The following is a 21927-nucleotide window of genomic DNA, read 5'->3' on the forward strand; positions in this document are numbered from 1 at the left end:
TGTATGTCTTTAGCAGTAGGCCGAACAGTCTAAGGCCTGATCCAGTTTGCCCAGCAGCTCGGCGTCCGCGAGGGCCAGCCGGTCCCGCGCTTCGCGGGCGGCCTCGGTCGAGCCGCTTCGCGCCAGCGCCAGTGCCTGATGGAAGAGCACGTCCGGGTGGTCCGGCAACAGCATGCGGGCGCGCTGCAGCGCCTCGTTTGCCTCGACTGGCCGCTGGTCGCGCAGCAGCGCGACGCCGGCCTGATGCCAGGCATCGGCGTTGTCCGGTTCTGCGCGCGTCCATTCCAGCGCCAGATCGGCGGCGGACTGCCACCGCGACAGCGCACCGAGGCGCGCCACCCGCAGGAACCAGGGCTGTTCCGCGTCCGGCTTTTCCCACAGCGCCAGACCCGAGATCGGCGCGATGTCGGATTCGGGTTGCTTGCGCAGCCGGTGGATCAGGTCGGCCGGCATCGCGAAGTAGCCACCCGAGTGGCCGGAGGCGAGGAAGGTGGTGATGCCGATCAGGCGACCGTCAGCGTCGAACAGCCCGCCGCCACTGCCACCGAGCGCGAAACCGCTGGACGTTTCGAACACCGCACTGCCGTCGTGCGGATGCAGCGTCGCGACCCGCCCCGGCGCAAAGAAGGCTTCTATCCCTCCCGAGTAGCCGTAGTAGAACGATTTTTCACCCGGCCGAACCGATGCTGCGTCGCGCAGCGCGACGGTGCGCAGTGGCATTGGCCCGGTACGCAGCAGACAGAGGTCGTTGGCCATATCCACTTTCTGGCCGAACACCGGAAATACCAGCGCGCCCTTGGCAACCTCGATGCGCACGCCCTGACGCGTGACGTGACAGTTGGTGATCACCTCGTTCTCTGCGACCACCACCCCCGAACCGAAGAAACCCTTGCCTGCCTCATTGGCAACGCGCACCTGCACCACGCTGATCGACAGGCCGGTATAGAAGGCGGATCCGAATTCGCTGGCCGAACCGCCGGCGTGGGCGTTCAGGGCCAGCAGACAGCAGGAGGAGGCGAGCAGGCGGCGCATGGCGGGCTCCATCGACGGGGTTGTGTGAACAGCCGTCTTGGGAGCGCGCTACAGGCGCGAAAGTTCAGCTGCCGCCGACCGCCCCACCGGTCGTGAAGAAGGCGCCGCCAGCGACGTGATGCAGCGTGCGCAGCGCGTCGTCGTCGAAATGCCAGCGCCCGTTGCGGAACACCCGACCGTCCGCGCGCGCCGCCACCACCTCGCCGATGAACAGATCGTAGCGGTCCTGGTTGTGGGCTTCCGGCACGACCTTGCATTCGAGCCAGGCGACGCAGCCGGCGACCAGCGGCGCGGCGATCTGTGTCGCCGCGAAAGTGACGAGGCCCAGAGCCGCGAACTTGTCTGTGTCGCGGCCGCTGTCGCTGCCAGCTGCGACGGTGGCGTCGAGCAGCGCGCGAGGCGGAACGTTGATCGCGAATTCTCCCGAGGCGCTGATCAGTTCGCGCGTGAAGGTCGATTTGTCGATCACGACGACGATCTTGGGTGGGTCGAAATCGAGCGGCATGCACCAGGCCGCCGCCATCACGTTGCGGCGCGCGCCGGCTGCGCTGCTCACCAGCACGGTAGGACCGTGGTTGAGCAGCCGGTAAGCCTGCGGGAGGGGGACGTCCTGGATCGACATTTAACAAGGGAGCGCTGCGGCGCGCTCCCCGGAAGGATCAGGCGCGGCGGCGGGCCGCTGCAAGCAGCGCGAGCAAGCCGAGACCACCCACCATCGAAGCCCAGGTCGAGGGTTCGGGTACGGCCGCAGCGAAAGTGCGGAAGGTGTAGTCAAAGTTGGGGAAGCCTGCATAGCCCGAGGTCGCGAATGTCTGTCCTTTCGGGTAGGGGTTCAGCGTGCTGCCCGCCAGACCCAATGCGGACGGGCCGGAGAAGACCAGGAAGTAGGTGTCCCCCGGCGTAACTGTTACGGGCGTCCAGAACACGTCCACCCAGCCCGGACCAAGACCGAGTGCCGAGCCGCCGGCCAGCAGGCTGCCGCCCTGGTTCGGCAGCTTGCTCCACAGTTCGATGGTCACGTTCGCCGACTCCTCCGGGCTGGCGAGGAGGAGGTAGATCCCGGCGCCGGACACGTTGTCTGCCATCTGCTTGAAGGACTGCGCCAGTCCGCTCTGGCCGAAGGTTGCTATCAGGTTGTTGCGCTCTGACGACTCCTGGTCGGTCACGTTGGGGATCACGGCGAGCGCCGGCAGGGCGGTGGCAAACAGCGTTGCGGCGAAGAGGCTGCGTATCGATTTCATCGGGACACTCCCTGCACGAAGGTTGTCGTCACCCGTCGCAAGCCGGACCGGCCGACGGATTCATAAATGTCAAAAACTGTTAGCAAGCCGTGTGCCTGCATCGCTGCATCGGCACGCATCGGGGCGCAGCCTGCCTTGCAGCCGATCCGGTCCTTGGGCGGGTCGAGCCGGATGTAAAAAAAACCGACGCTGCGCCGGGTGCCGCCGCCGGGTTGCCCCGACCTCAACGACTCCAGCTGTCTTTCAATGTGACGGCCCGGTTGAACACCGGGCGGCCTTCGACCGAATCGACGCGGTCGGCGACGAAGTAGCCGTGACGTTCGAACTGGAACTTGTCGTCGGCCGCGGCGGTGGCCAGGCCGGGTTCGACGAAGGCCTGTACCGATTTCACCGAATCCGGATTCATCACGGTGAGGAAGTCGCGGCCGCCGGCGTCCGGGTGCGCCTCGGTGAACAGCCGGTCGTACAGCCGCACTTCGGTCGCCAGTCCCTCGGCCACGCTGACCCAGGTGATGACGCCCTTCACCTTGACGCTGTCGGCGCCTGGCGTGCCGCTCTTGGTGTCCGGAACCAGCGTGGCCAGTACCGCGGTGATTCGGCCGTCGGCGTCCTTCTCGCAGCCGGTGCATTCGATCACGTAGCCGTACTTGAGCCGCGCCTTGTTGCCCGGGAACAGGCGGTGGTAGCCCTTGGGCGCTTCTTCCATGAAGTCTTCGCGCTCTATCCACACTTCGCGTGTGAGGTTGAAGCTGCGTGTGCCGCGTTCCGGGTGGTGCGGATGCACCGGCGCGGAGCAGGGCTCGGCCTCCTTGCCGGCGAACAGTGCATCCCAGTTGGTGAGCTTGAGCTTGAGCGGATCGAGCACCGCCATCGCACGGGCGGCGCGGCCGTCGAGGTCGTCGCGCAGCGCACCCTCCAGCGTCGAATAGTCGATCCACGAATCGGCTTTGGACACGCCGATGCGCTCGGCGAACAGCTGCAGCGCCTCCGGCGTGTAGCCGCGGCGGCGCAGGCCGACGATGGTGGGCATGCGCGGGTCGTCCCAGCCGCTGACGTGTTTCTCCGTCACCAGCTGCATCAGCTTGCGCTTGCTGGTGACGACATAGGTCAGGTTGAGCCGTGCGAACTCGTACTGCTTGGGCAGCGGATGAGCCAGCAGGCCGCCTTCGGCCAGACGTTCCAGCACCCAGTCATAGAACGGCCGCTGATCCTCGAATTCCAGCGTGCAGATCGAATGGGTGATGCCTTCGACCGCGTCTTCCAGCGGGTGGGCGTAGGTGTACATCGGGTAGATGCACCATGTGTCGCCGGTGTTGTGGTGATGCGCGTGCTTGATCCGGTAGATGGCCGGGTCGCGCATGTTGATATTGGGGCTGGCCATGTCGATCTTCGCGCGCAACACCATGGCGCCGTCAGCGTGCTTGCCGTCGCGCATTTCGCGGAACAGCGCCAGCGATTCGTCGGCCGGACGATTGCGCCACGGTGAATCCTTGCCCGGCTCGGTCAGCGTGCCACGGTTGGCGCGCATCTCGTCCGGCGTCTGCTGGTCGATGTAGGCGTGGCCGGCGGTGATCAGGTATTCCGCCGCGCGGTACATGAAGTCGAAATAGTCGCTGGCGAAGTAGAGCTGCGACGCACCGAAGGCGTCCCAGCCGAAGCCCAGCCACTGCACCGCGTCCTTGATCGATTCGACGTATTCGACGCTTTCCTTTTCCGGATTGGTGTCGTCGAAGCGCATGTGGCAAACGCCACCGTAATCGCGCGCCAGGCCGAAGTTCAGGCAGATCGACTTGGCGTGACCGACGTGCAGATAGCCGTTCGGCTCCGGCGGGAAGCGGGTGCGGATCTTCGCTGGGTCGGGCTCGCCGGCGGCGTGATGCGCGGCGTCGCCCGGGCTGCGCGCCCAGCGGCGGCTGGCGTAGGTGCCATTGGCCAGATCCTTCTCGATGACGGCGCGCAGGAAATTTGAAGCCGGTGCGGTAGCGTTGCGTTCGGACATGGTGGGCAGCAGAGAAACCTGAGGATGAGTGTCGTTGCCAGGGCATGAGCGGCAGCCGGCAGGATGCCCGCTTCATGCTTGGGCCAGACCGCGGTCTGGCGAAAGAACACAATTCTAGCCGCTTGCCGGCGAAATTCAGGGTTGACAGCTTTTCACGGCTTGCCTATGGTCGAGCCCATGCTCTCGCACCAGACCCAACTGCTGTTCCTCTCCTCGACGCTGCTCGCGTCGGGTCTGCTGCTGCGCCCCGCGCGCACATAAAACTCCCCCTCCTGTCGTGCAGTGCCTGCCTCCGGTCGATGGACCGGGAGGTGAATTCCGTTTTCCCGGAGCGTTCCCATCATGTTCGAGCTGTTTCAAACCTTCCCGATGCTGCGACTGCGCAGCGGTTGTCAGGCCAGGAAACCCGTGGCCGCCTGACAGCCCTGCATTCCGGCCACGCATCCTTCCCATTTGCCGGAGCACATCATGTTGAAGCAGCCGAATACGAAGTACCGTCCCGTCACCCCGATCGCGCTCGCCGATCGCCAGTGGCCGTCGACAACCATCACGCGCGCGCCGGTCTGGATGTCCACCGATCTGCGCGATGGCAACCAGGCCCTGTTCGAGCCGATGAACGGCGAACGCAAGATGCGCATGTTCAAGATGCTGGTGGACATCGGCTTCAAGCAGATCGAGGTCGCCTTTCCGTCGGCGTCGGACACCGACTTCAGCTTCGTGCGTACGCTGATCGAAGGCGGCCACATCCCGGACGACGTGACCATCGAAGTGCTGACGCAGGCGCGACCGCACCTGATCGAACGCACCATCGAATCCTTGCGCGGCGCGAAGCGCGCCATCGTGCATGTCTATAACGCGACCTCGCCCACCTTCCGCCGCGTCGTGTTTGACATGAGCCGCGACGAGGTGAAGCAGCTTGCGGTCGACAGCACCCTGCTCATCAAGCGCCTCACCGACGCGCAGCCGGAAACCGAGTGGACCTTCCAGTACAGCCCGGAAACCTTCACCGCGACCGAACTCGATTTCGCGAAAGACGTGTGTGACGCGGTGGTCGAGGCCTGGGGCGGTACGCCCGAGCGGCCGGTCATCCTCAACCTGCCGGCGACGGTGGAGATCGCCACGCCCAACCACTACGCCGACCAGATCGAGTGGATGCACCGCAATCTGGGCAACCGCGCATCGGTCATCCTCAGCGTGCATCCGCACAATGACCGCGGCACCGCGGTGGCGGCGGCCGAACTGGCGGTGATGGCCGGCGCCGACCGTATCGAAGGCTGCCTGTTCGGCCACGGCGAGCGCACCGGCAACGTCGATCTCGTGACGCTGGCGCTCAACCTCTACACCCAGGGTGTCGATCCGGGACTTGATTTCTCGCGCATCAACGACATCGCACGCACGGTCGAACAGTGCACGCAGATTCCGGTGCACGCCCGCCATCCGTACGCCGGTGACCTCGTGTTCACCGCCTTTTCCGGCTCGCATCAGGACGCGATCCGCAAGGGCCTTGCCGCGCAGCGGCCGGACGCGATCTGGGAGGTGCCCTATCTGCCGGTCGACCCGGCCGACGTCGGCCGCACCTATGATTCGATCATTCGCGTGAACAGCCAGTCGGGCAAGGGCGGTGTGGCCTTCCTGCTCGAAAGCGAATACGGCGTCACCTTGCCGCGTCGCCTCCAGGTCGAGTTCAGCACCGCGGTGCAGCAGCTCACCGACGCCAGCGGGCAGGAAGTGCGCGCGGCCGACATCTGGAAGCTGTTCGCGCAGCAGTACTTCGAACCAGCGCTTCCGTTCGAGTATGTCACCCATCATCTGAGCGAGATCGGCGACGAGCAGGGCATCGAACTGGTGGTGAAGGCCGAGGGCGTCGAACGCACGCTGTCGGGCCGCGGCAATGGCCCGATCGCTGCCGTGATCGACGCGCTCAAGGTGCCGGCCCGCCTGCACGACTACGAGGAACGCGCGATCGGCCACGGCGCAGACGCGGCGGCGGTGGCTTTTGCCGAATTCGTCATTGACGGGCTGCCCGGCAGCACCTTCGGCGCCGGCATGCACCGGAATATCGTGACGGCGTCGGTGCTGGCCATCCTGAGCGGGCTTAACCGCGCCTGCGCCAAGCTCGATCCGGCAGCGCGGCGGGACTTTCTCGCGTCGATCAGACCGCCGGCGCTGGCTTGAACGCGGGCTTCACTCGACGCCGTTGCAGACCGTCGGCCGCCAGCTCTCCCGCCAGTGGCCGGCGAGCAGGCGGGCGATGACCGCACCGAAGCAGAGGCCGCTGCCGCCGCAGGCGAGCACGGCGACCTCCGGCAGGCCGGCCACACTGCCGGCGCCGATGCCGGCGAGCAGGCCGGCCAGCGGCGGCAGATAGGCCAGCATCACGGCGCGCAGCGGCGCGTCGTCGTCGATGCCGAGCGCAACCAGATCGCCGGGCCGCAGTGAAGCGGCCTGCGCAGAGGGCAGTTCGAACTGGTGCAGGGTGTTCGGCGCGCTGCCACAGACGGTTTGCGAGCGGCAGCCGCTGCAGGCCGGCGCGCTGTCGACGCCGACGGTGACGCGGGTGCCGTCGACCTGCACCACCCGGGTATCCCTGACCGTCATGTCTCTTCCCTCCCGCCGGCTGTCTCGCAATCCTCGTGCCAGCCGCCGGGTAGCGATCCACTTGCCGCCGTCGACGCCGCTCCGGTGCGCCTTTGCCGCGGTTGATCGCTGCCGCGGCGCGGGAGCCGTCCTGTGCTGTTTGCGACAACTCCGACAAGCGCTGTCGCGGCACCGTTTTGTGACGTCTTGCACCAAAGCGGACACGCCCGTCGGTGCGTCGCCAGTTCCGTTTCCAAGTGCCTGCCCGCAAACGGCTTTCCTGCGCGCCGTTACGCGGGCGTCCTGCGATTGACCGCTTTGTGACACTGGGTACGCGCCTTGCTTGATGCTGCAAGGCGTGGAGAAGCGCATGCGGATTTCCGCCGTGGCCGGCAGCACTGCCGGCCGATCCCCGACAATAAGAAAAGACGCAGGGGCCACTGAAAGGAAGGGCGTAACGGCACGACCGGAATCGCCTCGGGAAGCAATCGGGGGCTGTCATGACTGCGAACGGCATCGAAACGAATGCGCGCGCGAATGTTGAACTGGTGACCGTGTACGAGCTGAGCAAGATACTCAGCTCGTCGCTGGACGTAACGAAGACCCTGCGCGAAGCACTGAACGTGCTGTCGCACTACCTCGACTTCAGACGCATGATGATCGCGCTGGTCGAGGACGACGGTGAGGCGCTCAGCCTGGCCGCGGCGGTCGGCCTGTCGGTCAAGGAGTGGTCGAGCGGGCGCTACCGGTCGGGCGAGGGCATCATCGGCCGCGTGTTCGCCTCCGGCTCGCCGGTCGTGGTGCCGGACATTTCGGTCGAACCGCTGTTCCTGAACCGCACCGGCGCGCTCGACGACGCCGGTGACGAAACCATCGCTTTCATCGGCGTGCCGATCCGCGCCGGTGCCGACATGCTGGGCGTGCTGTGTGCCGACCGCGTGGTATCGCGCCGCGGCGGCTTCGGCAGCGACGTGCGCGTGCTGTCGATGGCCGCCAACTTGATGGGGCAGTCGGTGGCGCTGCAGCGCGTGGTGACCGACGAGCACGAACGTCTGCTGCATCAGGCCAAGCAGGCACGGCGCGACGCCCCGCGCGGCCGTTTCAAGCTGGACAACGTGGTCGGTGCCTCGCCGCGCATGCAGGAGGTGTTCGCCGAGGCGCACCAGGTTGCGCCGTCGCGGTCCACCGTACTGCTGCGCGGCGAGAGCGGCACCGGCAAGGAAGTGATCGCCCGCGCCATCCACGAACTGTCGACGCGCAAGTCCGGCCCCTTCATCAAACTCAATTGCGCGGCGCTGTCCGAGTCACTGCTCGAATCGGAATTGTTCGGCCACGAGAAGGGCTCCTTCACCGGCGCCACCGGCGAACGCAAGGGCCGTTTCGAACTGGCCGACGGCGGCACGCTCTTCCTCGACGAGATCGGCGACATTTCGCCGGCTTTCCAGACCAAGCTGCTGCGCGTGCTGCAGGAACGCGAGTTCGAGCGCGTCGGCGGCAGCAAGCCGATCAAGGTCGATGTGCGGCTGATCTGCGCGACCAACCGCAACCTCGAAAAGATGGTGGCGGCGGGCACCTTCCGCGCCGACCTGTACTTCCGCATCAATGTGGTGAGCATTTTCCTGCCGGCGCTGCGCGAGCGGCGCGAGGACATTCCGGCACTGACGCAGCATTTCCTCGAGCGCTTCAACCGCGAGAACGACCGCAACATGAAGCTCACCCAGGGCGGGCAGGCGGTGATGATGCATTGCTACTGGCCGGGCAATGTGCGCGAACTGGAGAACTGCATCGAGCGCACCGCGACGATGGCCCACCACGACGCGATCGAGGCGTCCGATTTCCCCTGTTCGGCCAATCGTTGCCTGACGCAGGTGCTGCACTTCGTGAAGAAGGACGACGCTGTGTCGCCGGCGGTGGACTCCGCCGCGGCCGAGGTGGAGTCCTGTAGCCCGCCGGGCGACGCGGCGCCGGTTTCGCGCCCGGCGCCGTCCGATGACAAGCCCGACGGCGAGCGCGACCGTCTCGTGTGGGCGATGGAACAGTGCGGCTGGGTGCAGGCCAAAGCCGCCCGCCTGCTCAACATCACGCCGCGGCAGATGGGTTATGCGCTGAAGAAGTACGACATCGAGGTGCGGCGCTTCTGACGGGGCTGCGGGGCATTTTCCGCGCAGCCTGATCACCATTCGTTGCGCATGCCCCACGGGTGTGAGCCGGGCACCAGTTCGGCGGTGATGCCCTTTTTCGCGATGTCCTCCAGCGTCCGGTAGAAGGTCGCCTCGTGCATCAGCGTGCCGCTCTTCGAGTAGAGCGCCACGTACTTCGACGGCATGTCGACCTCGACCGTGAAATTGCCGCCGGCGTCCTGCACGCTGCGTGCGTTGCCGTTCCAGTCGATGAAGTATCCGGTTTCCGACGTCATGACCGATCCCTTCACGCCAGCGCCGGATCTTCGAGCACCGCCGCGGCGCTGACGCTCACGTTGTTCTTGGTCGCGTCGGTGTAGGGGCACACCTTGAGCGCGCGCTCCACCAGCGAATCGGCGGTCGGCTGGTCGATGCCATGCAGCACGGCGGTGAAACGGATGGCCATGCGGTAGGCCTCTTCAAAGTTCTTGAACAGCGACACCTCGGCTTCGACCATGCAGCCCTTCACCGGCAGTCGGTCGGCACGCACGATGTGGCGCACCGAGTTTTCGAAACAGGCGGCGTAAGCGGCGGCGAACAGCTGTTCCGGATTGACGCCCGCCTTCTTGCCGCCCATTTCGGCGGGCGCGGCGAGGTCCAGTTTCAGCAGGCCATCTTCGCTCTGCACGCGGCCGTTGCGGCCGCCCTGGCTGAAGACGCGGGTTTTGTAGATGAGGTCCATGACAGCTCCCGGTGAGTGGTGATCGAAGTGTTCAGCTCGAACAGCTGACGGTCAGTCCGTCCGCCCACTCGGGCGGCGGCGCGCTGTAGTGCGCGTACTGCGGACGTTCGTCGAAGGGGTGGCGCAGGCAGTCGAGCAGCGCCCGCACCTCGCCGAAATCGCCGTCGCGGGCGCGCCGGATCGCCGACTCGGCCATCCAGTTGCGCAGCACGTAGCAGGGGTTGGCCGCGCGCATGGCCGGCTGGCGCTGTGCATCGACGCTACCTTCGCCGGCCAGCCGGGCGCGCCAGCCGAGCAGCCAGGCGTCGCATGCCTCGCGGTCGGCGAACAGGTCACGCAACGGCGCGTCGCTGCTGCCGCGCTGCTCGCGCGCGACGCGCCCCGGCAGCTCGCTCAGCGCGCGGAAGAAGCGGGTGTAATCGACGCGCTGCAGCTGCAGCAGTCCCAGCGTCGCGCCGATGAAGTCGTCGTCGCCCGGTTGTGCGACGGCGAAGCCGAGGCGCTGTCGCATCAGCGCAGCGAAGCGGCTGTCGAAAGCCGGCTGGAAGTGCTCGTCGACCAGCGCGCGCGTGAGATCGGGGTGGCCGATCAGCGGGCCGAGTGCATCGGCCAGCGCGTAGAGGTTCCACTGCGCGATGCGCGGCTGGGCGCGGAAGGCGTAGCGGCCGAAAGTGTCCGAGTGATTGCAGATGCGGCCGGCATCGAAGTCATCCATGAAGGCAAACGGTCCGTAATCCAGCGTCAGCCCAAGCGCCGACATGTTGTCGGTGTTCATCACGCCGTGCATGAAGCCGATCGCCTGCCAGCGCGCCACCAGTTTGCCGGTGCGCTGCGCGACGTCGGCCAGCAGTGCGGCATGGGGACGAGCGCTGTCGCGCAGCTGCGGGCGGAAGCGGTCGATCACGTAGTCGGCCAGCAAGCGCAAATGTTGAACGTCGTCGGCGGCGTTGAAGTGCTCGAAGGTGCCGAAGCGCACGAAGCTGGGCGCGATGCGCGTGACGACGGCGGCGCTCTCCGTACTTTCGCGCTGCACCGGCAGCGGCGAGCCGATCACGCACAGCGCGCGTGTGGTCGGCACACCGAGCGCGGCCATCGCCTCGGAACAGAGGAATTCGCGGATCGACGAACGCAGCACGGCGCGCCCATCGGAAAAGCGCGAGTAGGGCGTCGGGCCGGCGCCTTTCAGCTGCAGTTCAAGCGGGCCGTGCGGCGTATCGACCTCGCCCAGCAGATGAGCCCGGCCGTCGCCCAGCTGGCCCGACCAGCTGCCGAACTGATGGCCGGAATAGACCGCCGCCAGCGGCTCGGCGCCCGGCGGCAGACGGTTGCCCGCGAACAGTTCGACGAACTCCGCGCGCGCGGCCTCCTGCGGATCGAGTCCGATCAGCGACGCGGCGTCTTCGCTGACCGCGATCAGATGCGGCGCCGGCAGCGGCGCGGGAGGCAGCCGCGTGTGGAAGGCGGCCGGCAGCCGGGCGTAGCTGTTGCTCAGGCGCAGCGATTCGAGCGCCGACAGCGGTGGCGTGGGCAAAGGTGCATTCATGGTGGCGTTCCGCGGTTGCGGAAGTGCGCAGCAAGAATCGGGCAAGCAGCGGCCCGCGCCGCCGTCGGCCGTCGTCGCCCGGCCGCCAGCGGTGCGCGCGCATGCGCCGGAGGTCTCGCAGCACGCCGGTTGTCGGCCGACACGCTGTTGCATCTGCGACAAACGCGACGTGGATGTCGTGCCGGCAGCGGCGAGGCCGGGGCGGCGTGGGCGAGATCGCCGGTGGCTCGATGTTTGCTGAACAGCGCCACCCATCCGATGAACCGATCTGAAGCCGAAAGGAGCGCCCCATGCTCGACACCCTCATCGTAGGCGCCGGTCTCTGTGGTCTGGAAATCGCTCGCCGCCTGGAAGCGGCTGGGCGCAGCGTGCTGCTGGTCGAGGCCCGGGAGCGCGCCGGTGGCCGTGTGGACACGGTGCCTGCCGCGGCGGGTGCCGCCGCCCTCGACCTCGGCCCCGGCTGGTACTGGCCGCAGTCGCAGCCGCGCATGGTCCGGCTGATCGCGGATCTGGGGCTGGAAACCTTTCCCCAGCATGACGAAGGCGTCGTGCTGCATCTGCGGCAGCCCGACGACGATCCGGAAACGCTGGGCAGCGAGGCGATACACAATGGCGCGCGGCGACTGGTGGGCGGCATGGCGGCGCTGACCGGTGCGTTGCTGCGCCGGCTGTCGCACGACCGCCTGCGTACCGGCTGCACGGTCCGCCGGCTGGTCGCGCGCAGCGACCGCGTCGAGGTGCATTGCAGTGGCGGCGGCGAGTCCTTCGTCATCGCCGCGCGCAGCGTCGTGCTAGCGCTGCCGCCGCGGATCGCGGCGGAACAGATCGTGTTCGAGCCGGCGCTCGACGCATCGCTGGTGCAGGCCATGCAGGACCAGCCGACCTGGATGGCGGCGCAGGCCAAGGCCTTCGTTCGCTCTGACAGCGCGCACTGGCGTCGCGGCGGCTTGTCCGGCAACGCCTTCGTGTCGCATCCGCAGGCCGTGCTCGGCGAGGTGTTCGATGCCTGCGACGCCGCCGGCGAAGCAGCCGCGCTGGGCGGCTTTGTCGCACTGTCGCCGGCGCTGCGTACGGCCAGCGCACCGGCGCTCGAACTGATGGTGCGCAGCCAGTTCGCGCAGCTTTTCGGCCCGGCGGTGGAGGCGGGTGAACTGCATCTGCGCGACTGGGCAAGCGAGCCGCTGACCTGCAGCGCGCTTGACCTGGCCGCGCCCGGCGGACATCCGGAAGACGACGTGTCGCTGCTTGCAGCGCCATACTGGTCCGGCCGCCTGCACCTGGCCGGCAGCGAGACGGCCGCGCGCGGTGCCGGCTATCTCGAAGGCGCGCTGGACGCCGCGGCGCGCGTCGCCAACCGGCTGATCGCGGTGCCGCTCGCCTTGCCGCCGTCGTCGGCCAACGACAGCAGCGTCGCCGACTTCGTCGACTGGGTGGGCGCGCAGCGCAATCAGGCCGGAGAGCTTTACCGGCAGAGCGTGGTGCGCGCACTGAGCGCACAGCGCAGCATCGACATGACGCACGCCGTGCTGTGTGCGGTGATCGACCACGTGTATGCCGAGGCGCTGCGCCGCATCGATGCGCTGGACTTCGATCTGAGCGGCGTCGCCATCGAGCGCGGCCGCTGCGCGCTGACGCCATCGCTGCTGGCACCCTTTTCCGGCTTCAGCGACTGGCTGGTCGGCGAGGCGCTGCAGCACAACCGCACGTCCTGTGCACTTTCCAACTTTCCGGACGAACACGCGCCGTCGCCCGATTACGTCGCGCGCATCCGTGTCGATCTTGCGCTGGCCTGGCGCGCCTTCGCCCAGTCGCTGAACCAGATGCTGATCGACCGCATGCCGGTGCGTGGCTGACGCCGCTTTGTGTGCTTTGTCGCAAGCGTAGGTTTCCGACCACCGGACGAATCCTGCCCGGATTGCGCCAAGTCAATGAATCGAATGACGAAATCACTTTGGCACGGAAATGGCTATCCCTCGTTTGCCAGCCCACATCGCGCGTCAGCAGAACAAGGAGTAGGTCATGGAAAGTGCAGCAGCGAGCTATGTCAGCCTGGCTGACCTGAAGTCCAGCCACAACGTGCTGGCCACCCCGGCGGAAGCGCCGGCTCACGTCGGCTGTGGCACCTCCGGCGGCGAAGGCAAGGCCAGTTGCGGTACCTCCGCCGGTCCCGACGACATGCCGGCCCACGTGTGGGAGAAGGTGAAGAACCACCCCTGTTATTCGGAAGAGGCCCATCACCACTACGCCCGCATGCACGTCGCGGTGGCGCCGGCCTGCAACATCCAGTGCAACTACTGCAACCGCAAGTACGACTGTTCGAACGAGTCGCGCCCGGGCGTCGTGTCGCAGAAGCTGACGCCGGAACAGGCGGTCAAGAAGGTGGTCGCGGTGGCCAGCGAAATCCCGCAGATGACGGTGCTCGGCGTGGCCGGTCCCGGCGACTCGCTGGCCAACCCGAAGAAGACCTTCGACACCTTCCGCATGCTCCAGGAGCAGGCACCCGACATCAAGCTCTGTCTGTCCACCAACGGTCTGGCGCTGCCCGATCTGGTCGACGAGATCTGCAAGTACAACATCGACCACGTGACCATCACGATCAACATGGTCGACCCGGAGATCGGCGCCAAGATCTATCCGTGGATCTTCTGGGACCACAAGCGCATCACCGGCGTCGAGGCCTCGCGCATCCTGCACGAACAGCAGATGAAGGGTCTTGAGATGCTGACGGCCCGTGGCGTACTCACCAAGATCAATTCGGTGCTCATCCCGGGCATCAACGACGCGCACATGATCGAGGTGAACAAGGCGGTCAAGGCGCGCGGCGCATTCCTGCACAACATCATGCCGCTCATTTCCGAAGCCGAGCACGGCACCGTATTCGGCCTGACCGGCCAGCGCGGCCCCACGGCGCAGGAGCTGAAGGCGGTCCAGGACGCCTGCATGGGGGGCGCCAACCTGATGCGCCACTGCCGCCAGTGCCGCGCTGACGCGGTCGGCCTGCTGGGCGAGGACCGCAGCGAGGAATTCACGCTCGACAAGATCGAAGAGATGGAAGTGGTCTATGACCTCGACCGCCGCCGCACCTACCAGGAGCGCGTCGAGGCCGAGCGTCAGGCCCAGCACGCCGCCAAGGTCGAAGCGCTGGCGGCGACCGAAGGCAACGACGCGGCGAAGGACATCAAGGTGCTGGTCGCCGTCGCCACGACGGGCGGCGGCCGGGTAAACCAGCACTTCGGTCACGCCGACGAATTCCAGATCTTCGAGGTGTCGGCGGGCGAAGCGCTGTTCGTCGGTCACCGTCGGGTCGACCTGTATTGCCAGGGCGGCTATGGCGAGGACGAACAGCTGCCCTCCATCGTCAATGCGATCAACGACTGCCACGCCGTGCTGGTGTCGAAGATCGGCGCCTGCCCGCGCGACGAGCTGAAAGGCGCGGGCATCGAGCCGGTCGATGCCTATGCCGACGAGTTCATCGAGAAGGCCGCGCTGTCGTGGTTCGCCGACTACACCGGGCGGGTCGCCCGCGGCGAGATCGCGCACGCCGAGCGCGGCGACGCGTCGATCCGCCAGGGCGCCTTCACCGCCGCCGCCTGACGTTTCCGGATGGACCGCGGCGAGCGCCGCGGTCCGAGCGAAAGGAGAGAACCATGTCACTGAAGATCATTGCCAACCTCTGTACGGGCTGTTCGGCCTGTGAGCCGGAATGCCCGAACGAGGCGATCAGCGAGCTCAAGAACCTGTTTGTCATCGATCCCGACAAATGCACCGAATGCGAAGGCGATTACGACACCCCGCAGTGCGTCGCGGTGTGCCCGATCGACGACTGCATCCTCCCACTCCAGACCCAGGCTGCCTGAGGACAACATGACCCAACTGACCCTGACGCCGGCTGCGGCGAAATTCATCCAGCGCATGGTGCGCTTCTCCGGCGAACCGGAAGGTGCCGGCTTCCGCCTGCTGGTCAGCGCCGGCGGCTGCTCCGGCCTGAACTCCGAGTTCTCGGTCGTGGCGGCGCCACAGAGCGGCGACTCGGTGGTCGAGGCCTCCGGCGTACGGCTGTTCCTGCCGGCCGAATCGCGACTGCTGCTCGAAGGCGTGACGGTCGATTTCGCCGACACGCCGACCAAGAGCGGGCTCACCTTCATCAACCCGAACCAGGCACCGTGCGCATGCAGCAGCAGCGCACCCGCCGGCGCGCCGGGCGTGCAGCAGCACGCGCATGGACACGGCCATGGCCACGCGATGCCCGGCGTCGCGACGGTCGGCCTGGACGCCATCCGTCGCGGTTGAGGAGGCGGCCATGCAGGCGATCGATGCCCACGACGATATGGCCGACCCCGGCCTCGCCGTGCTCGGTCGCGGCCTCCCACCCGAGGCCGAGGCGCTGATTGCGCGCGCCGGCCTGATCCGCAACCGCGTGGCCGAGGCGCAGGCCCTGCTCGACGAGGCGCACGCGCTCGCACCGTCGCACCCTGCGACGCTGATCGCGCTCTACCGCTTTCATTTCTACGGCAACCGGCTGCGTGCCGCGCGCGACGTTGGCGAGCGCGCCATCGCCTGTGCGGCGGCGGCGCTCGGCCTGTCGGCGGACTGGCGGCGGGTCGAGGCCGATGCGCGCTTTCGCGCGCTGGAGCCGATGCCCCGCTTCTGGCTGTTTTCGCTCAAGGGCTACGCCTATCTGAGCGCACGCCTGGGCGAACTCGACGTCGGGCGCGCCGCACTGGCGAGGCTGGCGGTGATGGATCCCGAGGACAAGGTCGGTCACCGGGTGATCGGCGACGTGCTCGCGCGCATGGGACGCGACGACCTCGGCTACGAGGACTGTCCGGACATCGCGGAACCGGTCGGGGTCACGCCATGATGAGCACCTTGCCGCAGGCCTCCCACGACCCGTCGGACGATATCCCGCCGCTGGCCTGGAGCGGCGAGGAACTGGACTGTTCTCAGTGCGACGCGCCGTCGCTGGCTGCGCGCTGCGAACGCGGACACGCCTGCGTGCAGGACCGCTACGCCAAGCGCATCGACCGCTTCTTCCGCTGGAACCCGGACCTCAGCGACACCTTCCTGCACCACCCCTATTTCGAAGTGCGCGCCATCGCCTGTCGCCGCGCCGACGTGTTCCGCCTGCAGTCGCTGATCGACGACGAGGACGAGACGGTGCGCCTGTCGGTGGCGGTGCGGCTGCCGCTCACGCAGGTGGTGAAGTTGCGCGACGACCCGCACCGCGAGGTGCGCATCCGCGTCGCCATGCGGCTTGAAGGGCGCGAACTGCTCGCCATGGCCGGCGACGAGGACTACTACGTGCGCAAGCTGGTGGCGCAGCGCCTGCCCGCAGCACTGCTGCCGCGCATGCTCGACGACAGCGATCCCGAAGTCAGGCTGGAGGCGGTGCGGCGGCTGGACATGCCGGCACTGCTGCGCATGTGCGACGACCCGGAGATATCGATACGCAAGGACGTGGCGCAGCGGTTGCCGACGGCCCAGCTCTACCGCATGGCGCACGACCCCGCGTGGGAGGTGCGCTGGATCGTGGCCGGACGTGCAGGCCGGGCGCTCGCGCTGCAGATGTCGGCGGGCGACGAGGAAGCGGATGTGCGCGCCGAAGCGTGCGCGCGCCTGAACGAACTGGATCGGGAACAAGGAGATCGACATGGGTGACATCAGTCGCGACAGCGATACCGTCGAACTGACCGCGCCGCCGGTATTCAAGTACGGCGAGCGCGTGGTGAGCCGCTACACGATACGCAACGACGGCACCTACTGCGGCAAGGACATCGGCGAGGTGCTGGCGAAGAAGGGTGACGTCGGCTTCGTCACCTCGATCGGCACCTTCCTGCAGCAGTACTACATCTACGCCGTCGAATTCCTCGGCACCGGCCACCGGGTCGGCATGCGCGGGCGCGAACTGGTGTCGCTCGACAACCTGCCGCCGCACGTGGTCGAGGTGCTGGGCGAGCGCGTCCATCAACTGGCAGCCATCAAGGTGGGAGGCGACGGTGTTTGAATTGCGCGAACCGAAGTTCCGCTGGGGTCAGCGCGTTGCGGCGCTGATCGATCTGTACAACGACGGCTCCCATCCCGAGGTGCCGGTCGACGCCCTGCTGGTGGCGGAGGGTGCGGCCGGCGAGGTGGTGCAGATCGGCCACCACGAAGAAGCCAACATTCCGATCTATATGGTCGAGTTCGCCGACGGTCCGAGCGGCGTCGATGGCGCGCCGCGCCCCTGCGTGATCGGCGTGCTCGAAGAGGAGATCGCACCGGTCTGACCGGTGCGCGCGCGATGAACGTCCATGCCCTGAGCCCGCTCCGCAACGCGCCGGCGCCCGTCGGCAGCGTGGTCGTGGCCGAGACCGAACTGCTGCGCCGGCGCGTGCTGCGCGCGCTGGCTGCCCGCGAGCGCTATCGCTACGTGCATCCGGCGCTGCACGACACCGACGACGGCTGGATCATCACCAGCCCCTGCTGTTCGCGCAATGTCGATCCGGAGGGCGGAACGATAGACATCGCGCGCATCCGCCACGAGGACGCGAGCTGGGTGCTCTATGCCTGCGACCACCTGCTGGGCGGCTGGGTGCAGCACTCGCGCTCGAACAGCCTCGATCGCCTGCTCGACCTGATCGTGCACGACCCGCACCGGGTGTTCTGGCCATGATCTACCTCGACCACAACGCGACCACACCGCCGCTGCCCGAGGTGATCGAGGCGGTGACCGCGTGCCTGCGCGATGACTGGGGCAATCCTTCGTCCAAGCACGGCTTCGGTCAGCGCGCGAAGTCGGCGCTGGCGGCCGCCCGTGCAGAGGTGGCGGCGCTGGCCGGCGCGCAGCCGGCCGAAGTGGTGTTCACCAGCGGCGCCACCGAGGCGAACAACCAGGTGCTTGCCGGCGCGCTGTCGCGTCCCGGCGTGCCGCCGCGGGTGCTGCTGTCGGCGGTCGAGCACGCCGGCTTTCTGAAGGCGGCACAACGCATGCGCGACTTCGGTGTCGAGGTCGAACTGTTGCCGGTGGATGGGCGCGGTGTGCTGCGCCTCGACGCACTGCACGCCGCGCTCGAACGCCCGGCCGCGCTGCTGTCGGTGATGGCGGCCAATAACGAGACCGGCGTGCTGCAGCCGGTGGTCGAGGTCGCCGCCGCCGCGCGCGCGGCCGGCGTGCCGCTGCATGTCGACGCCACCCAGCAGGCCGGCCGCCTGCCGCTGGATTTCGCCGGCTGGGGCGTCGACCTGATGTCGATGTCCGCCCACAAGTTCGGCGGCCCGAAGGGCTGCGGCGCACTGATCGCACGCAAGGGCCTGACCTGGCCGGCGCTGCTGCCGGGCCAGCAGGAGCGCGGGCGCCGCGGCGGTACCGAGAACATGCCGGGCATCGCCGGCTTTGCCGTCGCGGCGTCTCATGCGCGCGCCTCGATGCAGGCCGAAGCGCTGCGCCTGGGTGCGCTGCGCGACGCGCTCGAAGACGCGCTGCGCGAAACGCTGACCGGCCTGACGGTGTTCGGCGAAGGCGCGCCGCGCCTGCCCAACACGCTGTTCATCGCCGTCGCCGGCCAGTCGGCCGACCGACTTCTGGGCCGGCTGGAGCGCGAAGGCATCCTCGCTGCGTCGGGGGCGGCCTGTTCGTCCGGCGGCAGCGAGCCGTCGCACGTGCTGGCCGCGATGGGCGTGCCGCCGACGCTCGCACGCGAGGCGATCCGCCTGTCGCTCGGTCGCGACACCGACGGCGAACACCTCGCCCGTGCCGTCCATGTACTGCGCAGTCTGCAATCCGAAACGGCCGCTGCCGCGGCCTGAACTCGACACGTCACCACGAGGAAGTCCGCCATGAAAGTCATGATCCGCAAGAGCAGCAAGGGCGAACTGTCGCTCTACGTGCCGAAGAAGGACCTGGAAGAACCCATCGTGCAGATGGAGCGCCCGGACATGTGGGGCGGCCAGATCACGCTCGCCAACGGGTGGACGCTGGACCTGCCCGAGATGGCCGCCGACACCCGGCTGCCGATCACGGTGGAGGCCCGCCTGACCGGCGGACGCGAGTGACGTGGCGCTGAGTGCAGATCAGTTGGGCGAGATCGCCCGCATCGCGCTGGCGGCGCCGACGCTGGGCGAGGCCATCGCCGGCGTGCGCCTCGCTCTGCCCGGCGTGCGCGCCTCGGCGGTCGATGCCTTCGACATGCGTGGCGAGACGCCGGCGCTGCGCATCGGCGACCGCGATCTGTTCCTGATGCACAGCGACGGACATTGCTGGTCGGTCACGCCCGACCCGCTGGCAGCGCACGGCATCGTGCTGACCCAGCACACCTGAACCGGGAGATGAACATGGACAGCGACTGGATACCGCTTTCACTCGCCGACGTCGGCGAACGCGAAGCACAGCTGGTGGAGCAGGTGATGCGTTCCGGCCGGCTGTCGGGCGGCCCGATGGTGGAAGCCTTCGAGTCGGTGTTCGCCGACCTGCACGGGCGCCGCTACGCGGTGGCCGTGTCGAGCGGCATGGCGGGTGCCTGGATGGCGCTGCGCGCGCTCGGCATCGGCCCCGGTGACGAAGTGATCGCCAGCGCCTACAGCTGGCACCACATCGCGCACGCCATCGTGCATGCGGGCGCGACGCCGGTGCTGGCCGACATCGACTACTGGTCCGGTGCGGTGGCGCCGGAATCGGTGCTGACGCGCATCACGCCGAACACGCGCGCCATCATCGGCAACAACTGCAACGGTCATCCGGCCGCCTGGAAGCCGCTGCGCGACATCGCCGACGCGCACGGGCTGGCGCTGATCGAGGATTCGACCGAAGCCATTGGCTCGCGCTACCTCGGCGAGCTGGTCGGCACCTTCGGCGACCTGTCCATCTTCGACTTCTCGCAACCGCTGGCGCTGAACTGCGGCGAGGGCGGCATGGTGCTGACCGACGACGCGCGCCTGGCCAGCGAACTGCGCTACCTGCGCGCGCACGGGCTGAGCGACCGCAATTCGGTGTCGGTCGGCAGCCGCGTGCCCTTCTCGGCCAACATGAGCGACGTCACCGCGGCCATCGGCATCGCCCAGGCCGAGCGCATCGACGAAATCCACGCGCGGCGCAAGCAGGTCGAGGTCTGGTACCACGAGCAGATGCAGACCTTCGAGGGCATCAAGCCGCCCTATCTGGCGCAGGACGTCGATGAGGTGCACTGGATGCTCTACGTCGTGCATCTGGGCAAGCGCTTCACCGCCAGCGCGCGCGCGCAGCTGATCGAGGATCTCGACACCGAGGCGATCGAGGCGGCCGCCTACAGCCGGCCGCTGCACCAGCAGTTCCATTACCAGAGCTACGGCTACAAGCGCGGCCAGCTCGCCAACACCGACCGCATCGCCGACCGCTCGCTGGCCTTGCCCTTCCACGGCTTCATCGAGCAGGACGAAGTGCGCTTCGTGGTGAAGACGCTGAAGGACGCCGCCACCAACGTCGGCGCTGGCGCCGCCATCTACTGAACCGCGTTACGAGGACGAGTCATGACATCCCCCCTGACCCAATTGCCGGCCGAGATCGAAGCAGGGCTGCGCGCCGGCCGCGTCGTGCCCTATCTGGGCCCCGGCATGCTGTCGCTGGTGCCGCAGTACGCGGTGCCCGGTACGCCCGAGGCGCTGGTCGCGCTGCTCACCGCCAAGGTGTCGGTGCCGCACAAGATACGCGGCCGGCTGACCCAGGCGGCGCAGTTCATCGAGAACTTCAAGCACCGCAAGACGGTGGTTGACCTGATGAACAACGCCTTCGCGGCAGCACCCTCCGCCTCGCCGCTGCATGCCTGGCTGGCCAGCCTGAATCTGCCGCTCATCGTCGACACCTGGTACGACGAGGCGATGTCGACCGCGCTGCACGAGGCCGGCGTCAAGTGGGGCGAGGTGCAGGGCCTGTCGCAGTCGGAACACTTCGGCAGCTGGACCGGCTGGTACGACCGCGACGGCAATCCGCTACCCGACCGCGCGCCCGACTGGGCAACGCTGCTGTACAAGCCGATCGGCTCGACCAGCCCGGCTGGCAACTACCTGGTATCGGATTCCGACTATGTCGAGGTGCTGACCGAAATCGACATCCAGACGCCGATTCCGCAGGAAGTGCAGGCGCTGCGCAGCGGCCGCAGCTTCCTCTTCCTCGGCTGCCGCTTCAACGACCAGCTCACCCGTTCGTTCGCGCGCCAGATCATGAAGCGCTCGAGCGACCGTCACTGGGCGCTGCTGCCGGACGAGCCGACGCGGATGGAAGCGAAGTTCCTGGCCGAGCAGAACATCACCCGCATCGCGCTGCCGCTGGACAGCCTCGCCGCCGTGTCGGCGCAGGCGGCCTGAGCGCAGCGCCTCGCCCATCGATTTCACACACACACCGACAAGGAGAAGCGCCATGCCACAGCTCACCATCATGCCGTCCGGAACGGCACTCGAAGTCGCACCGGGAACCACCCTGCTCGCCGCCATCCTGTCCGCCGGCGAGAAGCTGATCAGCAAGTGCGGCGGTCAGGCCCAGTGTGGTGCCTGTCACATCGCGGTCAACGAGGGGCGCAAGAGCCTGTCGAAGACGACGCGCGCCGAGAACGAGAAGCTCGACGCGCTGGTCGGCGTCAGCTCGAAATCGCGCCTGGCCTGTCAGGCGCAGATGGGCGAAGAGAACGTGACGGTCGAGCTGCTCAGCTTCGTCTGATCGCGTCCAC

The 21927-nt window shown here is 67.6% G+C and carries 25 protein-coding genes; 17 read left to right on the plus strand and 8 right to left on the minus strand.

Annotated elements, in window-relative coordinates; genetic code table 11:
• Nucleotides 1–9 precede the first annotated feature (9 nt).
• The 4 genes from METFAM1_RS0116740 to METFAM1_RS0116755 form a co-directional block, all read right to left on the minus strand.
• A complete protein-coding gene (locus METFAM1_RS0116740; RefSeq protein ID WP_024300784.1) occupies nt 10–1032 on the minus strand; it encodes a S1 family peptidase in 1023 nt (340 codons plus the stop codon).
• 64 nt (nt 1033–1096) lie between these two features.
• Nucleotides 1097–1654 carry a flavin reductase family protein gene (locus METFAM1_RS0116745; RefSeq protein WP_019916599.1) on the minus strand — a complete coding sequence of 186 codons (558 nt, stop codon included), beginning with the start codon at nt 1652–1654 and terminating at the stop codon, nt 1097–1099.
• Between the two features lie 37 nt (nt 1655–1691).
• Complete coding sequence (locus METFAM1_RS0116750; RefSeq protein ID WP_019916600.1) at nt 1692–2273, minus strand: PEP-CTERM sorting domain-containing protein; 582 nt, start codon at nt 2271–2273, stop codon at nt 1692–1694.
• Nucleotides 2274–2496: 223 nt separating this feature from the next.
• Entirely contained in the window at nt 2497–4272 is a 1776-nt protein-coding gene (locus METFAM1_RS0116755; protein ID WP_019916601.1) for a glutamine--tRNA ligase/YqeY domain fusion protein, read from the minus strand.
• 468 nt (nt 4273–4740) lie between these two features.
• Here METFAM1_RS0116755 and leuA point away from each other — a divergent pair, with 468 nt between their 5' ends.
• Nucleotides 4741–6447 (plus strand): 2-isopropylmalate synthase, encoded by a 1707-nt coding sequence (gene leuA / locus METFAM1_RS0116765; protein WP_081627211.1) that lies wholly within the window; start codon nt 4741–4743, stop codon nt 6445–6447.
• 9 nt (nt 6448–6456) lie between these two features.
• On the opposite strand, the gene METFAM1_RS0116770 is transcribed toward leuA, so the two are convergent.
• The gene (locus METFAM1_RS0116770) at nt 6457–6870 is read right to left on the minus strand and encodes a SoxR reducing system RseC family protein (RefSeq protein ID WP_019916604.1); all 414 of its coding nucleotides are present in this window, start codon (nt 6868–6870) and stop codon (nt 6457–6459) included.
• Between the two features lie 479 nt (nt 6871–7349).
• On the opposite strand from METFAM1_RS0116770, the gene nifA reads away from it, so the two are divergent.
• On the plus strand, nt 7350–8990 hold the full coding sequence (gene nifA, locus METFAM1_RS0116775; protein ID WP_019916605.1) for a nif-specific transcriptional activator NifA: 1641 nt from the start codon (nt 7350–7352) through the stop codon (nt 8988–8990).
• A 32-nt stretch (nt 8991–9022) separates the two neighbouring features.
• Here nifA and METFAM1_RS0116780 read toward each other — a convergent pair whose 3' ends face one another.
• The 3 genes from METFAM1_RS0116780 to METFAM1_RS0116790 are packed head-to-tail and all read right to left on the minus strand — an operon-like array spanning nt 9023 to nt 11254.
• Nucleotides 9023–9265, minus strand: a complete 243-nt coding sequence (locus METFAM1_RS0116780) for a hypothetical protein (RefSeq protein WP_019916606.1) — start codon at nt 9263–9265, stop codon at nt 9023–9025.
• An 11-nt stretch (nt 9266–9276) separates the two neighbouring features.
• On the minus strand, nt 9277–9711 hold the full coding sequence (locus METFAM1_RS0116785) for an Ohr family peroxiredoxin (RefSeq protein WP_019916607.1): 435 nt from the start codon (nt 9709–9711) through the stop codon (nt 9277–9279).
• A 31-nt stretch (nt 9712–9742) separates the two neighbouring features.
• Nucleotides 9743–11254 (minus strand): protein adenylyltransferase SelO, encoded by a 1512-nt coding sequence (locus METFAM1_RS0116790; RefSeq protein WP_019916608.1) that lies wholly within the window; start codon nt 11252–11254, stop codon nt 9743–9745.
• 290 nt (nt 11255–11544) lie between these two features.
• On the opposite strand from METFAM1_RS0116790, the gene METFAM1_RS0116795 reads away from it, so the two are divergent.
• From METFAM1_RS0116795 to METFAM1_RS0116865, 15 genes are all read left to right on the plus strand, one after another.
• Nucleotides 11545–13107 carry a flavin monoamine oxidase family protein gene (locus METFAM1_RS0116795; RefSeq protein WP_019916609.1) on the plus strand — a complete coding sequence of 521 codons (1563 nt, stop codon included), beginning with the start codon at nt 11545–11547 and terminating at the stop codon, nt 13105–13107.
• A 166-nt stretch (nt 13108–13273) separates the two neighbouring features.
• A complete protein-coding gene (gene nifB, locus METFAM1_RS0116800) occupies nt 13274–14848 on the plus strand; it encodes a nitrogenase cofactor biosynthesis protein NifB (RefSeq protein WP_019916610.1) in 1575 nt (524 codons plus the stop codon).
• Between the two features lie 53 nt (nt 14849–14901).
• Complete coding sequence (locus tag METFAM1_RS0116805; RefSeq protein WP_019916611.1) at nt 14902–15111, plus strand: 4Fe-4S binding protein; 210 nt, start codon at nt 14902–14904, stop codon at nt 15109–15111.
• 7 nt (nt 15112–15118) lie between these two features.
• Nucleotides 15119–15544, plus strand: a complete 426-nt coding sequence (locus METFAM1_RS0116810; protein ID WP_019916612.1) for a HesB/IscA family protein — start codon at nt 15119–15121, stop codon at nt 15542–15544.
• A 10-nt stretch (nt 15545–15554) separates the two neighbouring features.
• The gene (locus METFAM1_RS0116815) at nt 15555–16115 is read left to right on the plus strand and encodes a tetratricopeptide repeat protein (protein WP_019916613.1); all 561 of its coding nucleotides are present in this window, start codon (nt 15555–15557) and stop codon (nt 16113–16115) included.
• Nucleotides 16112–16912 carry a 4Fe4S-binding leucine-rich repeat protein gene (locus tag METFAM1_RS0116820; RefSeq protein WP_232419798.1) on the plus strand — a complete coding sequence of 267 codons (801 nt, stop codon included), beginning with the start codon at nt 16112–16114 and terminating at the stop codon, nt 16910–16912. Before METFAM1_RS0116815 ends, METFAM1_RS0116820 begins: the two co-directional genes overlap by 4 nt.
• Nucleotides 16905–17258, plus strand: a complete 354-nt coding sequence (locus tag METFAM1_RS0116825) for a nitrogen fixation protein NifZ (RefSeq protein ID WP_019916615.1) — start codon at nt 16905–16907, stop codon at nt 17256–17258. The genes METFAM1_RS0116820 and METFAM1_RS0116825 overlap by 8 nt, the downstream gene beginning before the upstream one ends.
• Complete coding sequence (locus METFAM1_RS0116830; RefSeq protein ID WP_019916616.1) at nt 17251–17520, plus strand: nitrogen fixation protein NifZ; 270 nt, start codon at nt 17251–17253, stop codon at nt 17518–17520. Before METFAM1_RS0116825 ends, METFAM1_RS0116830 begins: the two co-directional genes overlap by 8 nt.
• A gap of 14 nt (nt 17521–17534) precedes the next feature.
• Nucleotides 17535–17906, plus strand: a complete 372-nt coding sequence (locus METFAM1_RS0116835) for a DUF3024 domain-containing protein (protein ID WP_019916617.1) — start codon at nt 17535–17537, stop codon at nt 17904–17906.
• Nucleotides 17903–19039: a cysteine desulfurase family protein gene (locus tag METFAM1_RS0116840; RefSeq protein ID WP_019916618.1), complete on the plus strand. Its 1137-nt coding sequence runs from the start codon at nt 17903–17905 to the stop codon at nt 19037–19039. Before METFAM1_RS0116835 ends, METFAM1_RS0116840 begins: the two co-directional genes overlap by 4 nt.
• A 30-nt stretch (nt 19040–19069) precedes the next feature.
• Nucleotides 19070–19285, plus strand: coding sequence for a putative nitrogen fixation protein NifT (nifT, locus tag METFAM1_RS0116845; protein WP_019916619.1), 216 nt, complete (start codon nt 19070–19072; stop codon nt 19283–19285).
• 1 nt (nt 19286) lies between these two features.
• On the plus strand, nt 19287–19550 hold the full coding sequence (locus METFAM1_RS0116850) for a hypothetical protein (RefSeq protein ID WP_024300786.1): 264 nt from the start codon (nt 19287–19289) through the stop codon (nt 19548–19550).
• A gap of 14 nt (nt 19551–19564) precedes the next feature.
• Nucleotides 19565–20713 carry a DegT/DnrJ/EryC1/StrS family aminotransferase gene (locus METFAM1_RS0116855; RefSeq protein ID WP_024300787.1) on the plus strand — a complete coding sequence of 383 codons (1149 nt, stop codon included), beginning with the start codon at nt 19565–19567 and terminating at the stop codon, nt 20711–20713.
• A gap of 21 nt (nt 20714–20734) precedes the next feature.
• Nucleotides 20735–21568, plus strand: a complete 834-nt coding sequence (locus METFAM1_RS0116860; protein WP_024300788.1) for an SIR2 family NAD-dependent protein deacylase — start codon at nt 20735–20737, stop codon at nt 21566–21568.
• A 52-nt stretch (nt 21569–21620) separates the two neighbouring features.
• The gene (locus tag METFAM1_RS0116865) at nt 21621–21917 is read left to right on the plus strand and encodes a 2Fe-2S iron-sulfur cluster-binding protein (RefSeq protein ID WP_019916623.1); all 297 of its coding nucleotides are present in this window, start codon (nt 21621–21623) and stop codon (nt 21915–21917) included.
• Nucleotides 21918–21927: the final 10 nt, after the last annotated feature.

The sequence above is a fragment of the Methyloversatilis discipulorum genome, from assembly GCF_000527135.1.
GTDB classification, from domain to species: Bacteria; Pseudomonadota; Gammaproteobacteria; order Burkholderiales; family Rhodocyclaceae; genus Methyloversatilis; species Methyloversatilis discipulorum.